General features: G+C 57.8%; 7 protein-coding genes and 1 tRNA gene. All 8 read right to left on the reverse strand.

Annotated elements, in window-relative coordinates:
• On the reverse strand, positions 1-2440 hold a 2440-nt coding region (rpoB, locus tag ACFFAR_RS21010), incomplete at its 3' end, for a DNA-directed RNA polymerase subunit beta (RefSeq protein ID WP_375508390.1).
• Positions 2441-2807: 367 nt separating this feature from the next.
• Positions 2808-3176, reverse strand: coding sequence for a 50S ribosomal protein L7/L12 (gene rplL / locus ACFFAR_RS21015; RefSeq protein WP_062000496.1), 369 nt, complete (start codon positions 3174-3176; stop codon positions 2808-2810).
• A gap of 75 nt (positions 3177-3251) precedes the next feature.
• Entirely contained in the window at positions 3252-3782 is a 531-nt protein-coding gene (rplJ, locus tag ACFFAR_RS21020; RefSeq protein WP_062000497.1) for a 50S ribosomal protein L10, read from the reverse strand.
• 297 nt (positions 3783-4079) lie between these two features.
• Positions 4080-4775: a 50S ribosomal protein L1 gene (gene rplA / locus ACFFAR_RS21025; protein ID WP_062000498.1), complete on the reverse strand. Its 696-nt coding sequence runs from the start codon at positions 4773-4775 to the stop codon at positions 4080-4082.
• Positions 4776-5207, reverse strand: coding sequence for a 50S ribosomal protein L11 (rplK, locus tag ACFFAR_RS21030; RefSeq protein WP_174365276.1), 432 nt, complete (start codon positions 5205-5207; stop codon positions 4776-4778).
• 155 nt (positions 5208-5362) lie between these two features.
• Positions 5363-5920 carry a transcription termination/antitermination protein NusG gene (gene nusG / locus ACFFAR_RS21035; protein WP_062000499.1) on the reverse strand — a complete coding sequence of 186 codons (558 nt, stop codon included), beginning with the start codon at positions 5918-5920 and terminating at the stop codon, positions 5363-5365.
• Position 5921: 1 nt separating this feature from the next.
• Entirely contained in the window at positions 5922-6302 is a 381-nt protein-coding gene (gene secE, locus ACFFAR_RS21040) for a preprotein translocase subunit SecE (protein ID WP_056355385.1), read from the reverse strand.
• Between the two features lie 34 nt (positions 6303-6336).
• A tRNA-Trp gene (locus tag ACFFAR_RS21045) sits at positions 6337-6412 on the reverse strand.
• Positions 6413-6541: the final 129 nt, after the last annotated feature.

The following is a 6541-nucleotide window of genomic DNA, read 5'->3' on the forward strand; positions in this document are numbered from 1 at the left end:
TCCACGGCATGAACGCGACCAGCATGTTCTGGCCGAGCGCGAGCTCGCCCAGGTCGGTCGACGCGCCGTCGGCGATGACGTCGCCCTTCGCGAGCGTGTCGCCGACCTTCACGATCGGACGCTGGTTGATGTTCGTGTTCTGGTTCGAACGCGTGTACTTGATCAGGTTGTAGATGTCGACACCGACTTCGCCGGCAACTGCTTCGTCGTCGTTCACGCGAATCACGATACGGCCGGCATCGACGTAATCCACGAGACCGCCGCGGAACGCCTGAACGGTCGTACCCGAGTCGACCGCCACCGTACGTTCGATACCCGTACCGACCACGGCCTTTTCAGGACGCAGGCAAGGAACCGCCTGCCGCTGCATGTTCGAGCCCATCAATGCGCGGTTCGCGTCATCGTGTTCAAGGAACGGGATCAGCGAAGCAGCCACCGACACGATCTGCGACGGCGCCACGTCCATGTACTGGATGCGGTCCGGCGTGACCATCAGCGTTTCGCCCGCTTCACGCGACGAAACCAGCTCGTCGGTCAGCGTGCCGCCTTCGCCCAGCGACGCGTTCGCCTGAGCGATCACGTAACGGCCTTCTTCGATCGCCGAGAGGTAATCGATCTGATCGGTCACCTTGCCGTCCACCACTTTCCGATACGGCGTCTCGAGGAAACCGTATTCGTTCAAGTGCGCGTACAGCGCGAGCGAGTTGATCAGGCCGATGTTCGGACCTTCCGGCGTTTCGATCGGGCACACGCGGCCGTAGTGAGTCGGGTGCACGTCGCGAACTTCAAAGCCTGCGCGTTCACGCGTCAAACCGCCCGGTCCAAGAGCCGATACACGGCGCTTGTGGGTAATTTCCGACAACGGGTTCGTCTGGTCCATAAACTGCGACAACTGCGACGAACCGAAGAACTCGCGAATGGCGGACGAGATCGGCTTCGAGTTGATCAGGTCGTGCGGCATCAGGTTTTCGCTTTCAGCCTGACCCAGACGTTCCTTCACAGCCCGCTCCACGCGCACGAGGCCCGCACGGAACTGGTTCTCAGCCAATTCACCGACGCAACGCACACGGCGATTGCCCAGGTGATCGATGTCATCGACTTCGCCCTTGCCGTTACGCAGCTCGACCAAAATCTTGATGGTCGCGAGGATGTCCTCATCCTGCAGCGTCATCGGGCCAACGATTTCGTCACGGCCCACGCGGCGATTGAACTTCATACGACCTACCTTCGACAGGTCGTACGCGTCTTCGCTATAGAACAGCCGGTTGAACAGCGCTTCGACGGCTTCTTCGGTCGGCGGTTCGCCCGGGCGCATCATGCGATAAATCGCAATACGCGCAGCCATGCGGTCGGCCGTTTCGTCGATACGCAGCGTCGACGAGATATACGGACCCTGATCCAGATCGTTCGTGTAGAGCGTCTGGATGTCCTTGACCTTCGACTCGCGCAGCTTCTCGAGAACGGTTTCGGTGATTTCGTCGTTTGCGTTCGCGATCACTTCGCCCGTCTCGCCGTCCACGACGTTCTTCGCCAGCACGCGGCCGAGCAAATAGTCTTCCGGCACCGAGATGAACTTCGTCTTTGCGGCTTCGAGGTCGCGAATGTGCTTGGCGTTGATCCGCTTGTCCTTCTGGACAATGACGTTGCCTTCGCGATCCTGGATGTCGAAACGCGCGACTTCGCCGCGCAGACGCTCCGGCACGAATTCCATTTGCGCGCCTTCGCCCATCAGCGCGAAGTTATCGAATACGAAGAAGTTCGCGAGGATCTGTTCCGGCGTCAGGCCTATAGCCTTCAGCAGGATCGTCACCGGCATTTTCCGGCGGCGGTCGACGCGGAAATACAGCACGTCCTTCGGGTCGAATTCGAAGTCGAGCCACGAACCACGGTAAGGGATGATACGAGCCGAGAACAGCAGCTTGCCCGAGCTGTGCGTCTTGCCCTTGTCGTGCTCGAAGAACACACCAGGCGAACGATGCAACTGGGACACGATCACGCGTTCCGTGCCGTTGATGACGAACGAACCGGTCGGCGTCATGAGCGGCATTTCGCCCATGTAGACTTCTTGCTCCTTCACTTCCTTGACGACCGGCTTGCTCGGCGATTCCTTGTCGAGCAGCACCAGGCGCACCTTGGCGCGCAGGGCGGAGCAGTACGTCAAACCACGCTGCTGACATTCCTTGATGTTGAATGCCGGCGGCGAGAGCATGTAGCTTACGAACTCGAGACGCGCAAACCCGTTGTGCGAAACGATTGGGAACACCGACGAAAACGCTGCTTGCAACCCTTCCGCTTTGCGCTGTGTTGCGCTGGTGGTCTCTTGCAGAAAGGTGCTGAATGATTCAAGCTGGGTAGCCAGCAGAAAGGGAACCTGGTGAACGATGGGGCGTTTCGCGAAACTCTTGCGAATACGCTTCTTCTCGGTGAAGGAATATTGCATACGATCTCCGAATCACTACGGGCGTTGCCGAGGCGGGATACCTCGATGACACGACCCGGTGTTCACCGACTGAGACTCGCCATACGTCCCGGGGAGGGACGACGAGCCTAGAAGCTTGGTGGTTGGCCGCTACCAACCGCTGGCTGACGGCAGCGGATGCCTATGTTTCCCGCTACCCGACCAAACTTGCCTTCTGCAGTCGCTTCAGAAGACAAAGAAAAGAATCGGCAAACCTTCCCAACCGATGATTTTCTTTGGCTTCTACGTGGTCATAGTTACTGAAACCAACGACTTGAAACCTAGTCCCTACAAAGCAGAAAAAGGCCGGCGGTCATAGACCGCCAGCCTTAGCAAAGCGCAGCCGAACTTACTTGATTTCAGCCTTCGCGCCTGCTTCTTCCAGCTTCTTCTTCGCTTCTTCAGCAGCAGCCTTCGGTACCGATTCCTTAACAGGCTTCGGTGCACCGTCAACCAGGTCCTTCGCTTCCTTCAGGCCAAGACCCGTCAGTTCGCGAACAGCCTTAATCACCGACACCTTGTTCGCGCCGATTTCGACCAGGTTCACCGTGAACTCGGTTTGCTCTTCAGCAACTGCAGCGGCACCAGCAGGGCCAGCAACAGCTACGGCAGCAGCCGACACGCCAAACTTCTCTTCGAACGCCTTGACCAGCTCGTTCAGTTCCAGAACCGACATCGAGCTTACTGCTTCGAGGATGTCATCTTTTGCGATTGCCATTTGAAATACTCCTAAATTGAATTCGGATACAGCCAGCGATCTTGTAAGCCTAACCAGGCAACCAAGCGCGGTACGTTAAGCAGCAGCTTCCGGTTGCGCTTCAGCCGGAGCTTCTGCGCCGCCACCCTTCTTTTCGGCAAGCGCGGCCAAAGCGCGCGCGAAGCCGGCAACAGGAGCTTGCATGACGTACAACAACTTGGAGAGCAGTTCTTCGCGGCTCGGGATGTTGGCGAGTGCTTGCACAGCCGCCTTGTCCATCACGTTGCCTTCGTAGGAACCGGCCTTGATGATCAACTTGTCATTGGTTTTGCCGAAGTCGTGAACGACCTTGGCAGCAGCAATTGCATCTTCAGAGATGCCGTAGATCAGGGGACCAGTCATCTGCTCAGCCAGCGGAGCGAACGGCGTACCTTCGACAGCGCGACGCGCCAGCGTGTTTTTCAACACGCGAAGATACACTTGTTGCTCGCGCGCTTTCGCGCGCAGCTTGGTCAGATCGCCAACCGCAATTCCACGATACTCAGCGAGCACCATCGTCTGAGCCTTCGCGACTTGCGCGGCGACTTCAGCGACAACTGCCTGCTTGTCTTCTTTGTTCAGTGGCACGGTTAAACCTCCAGATTCGATGCGCCAACTTAGCGCATCGCGTTCAACAACGGCGTCCGACCTGTCAGGAGTATTTCGACCGGCTAGTGCGTATCTCACGACACGCGACAACCGACTTCAACCACACCAAAACTGTTCCGGGTTCGCCATCTGCGTTGGCTTACATTAAGGTCACGCCTGATTGCTGCGCTTCCGCCAACGGTCTTTGACAACCGGTTGCCCGCCAGACCGCAGCTTGCAACCGCCCAAAGCCCTTAACACCGGTTCACGAATCAACGTGAACCGCTGCATGATTCTTTACTGCGAGAGCGTTGCGTGATCGACACGCACGCCGACACCCATGGTGCTCGACAATGCGATCTTGCGCAGATACACGCCCTTGCTGGTCGCCGGCTTGGCCTTTTGCAGAGCGTCCACCAGTGCCGACAAATTCTGACGCAACGACGCCGGCTCAAACGATGCACGGCCGATGGTTGCGTGGATGATCCCGCCTTTGTCAACGCGGAACTGAACCTGACCAGCCTTGGCGTTGCGAACTGCCTGGGCAACGTCAGCCGTTACCGTGCCGACCTTCGGGTTCGGCATCAGGCCGCGCGGGCCGAGGATCTGACCGAGCGTACCGACAACGCGCATCGTGTCCGGCGAAGCGATCACGACGTCGAAATTAAGGTTACCGGCCTTGACCTGTTCTGCCAGGTCTTCCATGCCGACCACTTCTGCACCAGCCGCACGAGCTTGCTCAGCCTTTTCGCCTTGCGCAAACACAGCAACGCGAACCGACTTGCCGGTACCGGCAGGCAACACGACGGAACCGCGAACCACCTGATCCGACTTCTTCGCATCGATGCCGAGTTGCACAGCCACGTCGATGGATTCATCGAACTTGGCGCTTGCGCACTCTTTTACAATCGACAGAGCGTCGTCGACCGGGTACAGCTTCATGCGGTCTACCTTGGTAGCCAGCGCTTGGAGACGCTTGGAAAGCTTAGCCATTTAAACGCCCTCCACGGTGATGCCCATCGAACGGGCGCTGCCTGCGATCGTACGAACCGCTGCATCCAGGTCTGCTGCCGTAAGGTCAGGCATCTTGGTCTTTGCGATTTCTTCAGCTTGCGCGCGCGTGATATTGCCGACCTTGTCGACGTGCGGCTTCGGCGAACCCTTCTGGATGGCCGCAGCCTTCTTGATCAGAACGGTAGCCGGCGGCGTCTTCATGATGAACGTGAAGCTCTTGTCCGCGAATGCCGTAATGACCACCGGCACGGGCAGACCCGGCTCCATCGATTGAGTCTGCGCGTTGAACGCCTTGCAGAACTCCATGATGTTCAGGCCGCGCTGGCCCAGTGCCGGACCAACCGGCGGTGACGGATTGGCTTTACCTGCAGGAATCTGCAGTTTGATAAAGCCGATGATTTTCTTTGCCATGTTGAAAACCTCTGCAGAACGCGTTAGCGTTCGGTGAGTGATAACGCGCGCTCGCCAAAATGGCTACTGACGCTCCTCAACAGTCATATGCGGACTGTAAGCGCGAACCGCGCTACGAAGTTCACACTTCGAGCGCGGCGAACAACGGGTACCTGTTAAACCTTTTCTACCTGACCAAACTCAAGCTCTACCGGCGTTGAACGTCCGAAAATCGTCACCGATACGCGAACCCGCGACTTTTCGTAGTTCACCTCTTCGACGTTGCCGTTGAAGTCCGTGAACGGGCCTTCCTTGACCCGCACCATCTCGCCTACTTCGAACAGGGTCTTCGGGCGCGGCTTCTCCACGCCTTCCTGCATCTGCGACATGATCTTTTCCACTTCACGCGGAGAGATCGGGCTCGGACGATTGCGCGCCCCGCCAACGAAACCTGTCACCTTGGCCGTGTTCTTTACCAAGTGCCACGTCTCGTCCGTCATTTCCATCTCGACGAGCACATAGCCCGGAAAGAAACGACGCTCAGTCACAGACTTGTGACCGCCCTTCACTTCCACGACTTCTTCGGTCGGGACGAGGATTTGACCAAACTGATCCTGCATGCCGGCGCGGTCGATACGCTCTTGAAGCGCACGTTGCACGCTCTTCTCCATGCCGGAGTAGGCGTGCACGACGTACCAACGTTTTCCGCCTGGTGATGCCTGTGCTTCGCTCATATCATCTCCAACCCAGAATTACCGAGAATATCACCCACTCGATCGACTTATCGCTAAGCCACAAGAAGATTGCCATGACAAGCACAAATGCAAAGACCACCAAAGTGGTTTGCGTGGCTTCCTTACGCGTCGGCCACACCACCTTGCGGACTTCTTTGTACGAATCTTTGGCAAAGGCGATAAAACCTTTTCCCGGTGCGGAGAGAAGACCGACCGCGACACCCGCGATCAAGCCGACAGCCAGCGCGGCGCCGCGAACGTACCACTCCTGGCCACTGAGCCAGAAGAAACCTACGAACCCGGCCAAGACCAACAATACGCCCGCGGTCAACATCAACTTGTCGCCGGAAGTATTTACAGTTTCGACGGAAGGATTCGCCATAACACCTTAAGCAGCGCCCTGAGACGCAAGATTGTGGCAGGGGCAGAGGGAATCGAACCCCCAACCTTCGGTTTTGGAGACCGACGCTCTGCCAGTTGAGCTATACCCCTAAACCAGTTGGGGTCAGCAATTTCGCTAACCCCGAAAACTACAGACTATCGAGCAATTTCTGGCGTTGCTCGACTTACTCGAGAACCTTGGCCACGACACCGGCGCCGACGGTACGACCGCCTTCACGG

The sequence above is a fragment of the uncultured Caballeronia sp. genome, from assembly GCF_964243625.1.
Taxonomy (GTDB): Bacteria; Pseudomonadota; Gammaproteobacteria; order Burkholderiales; family Burkholderiaceae; genus Caballeronia.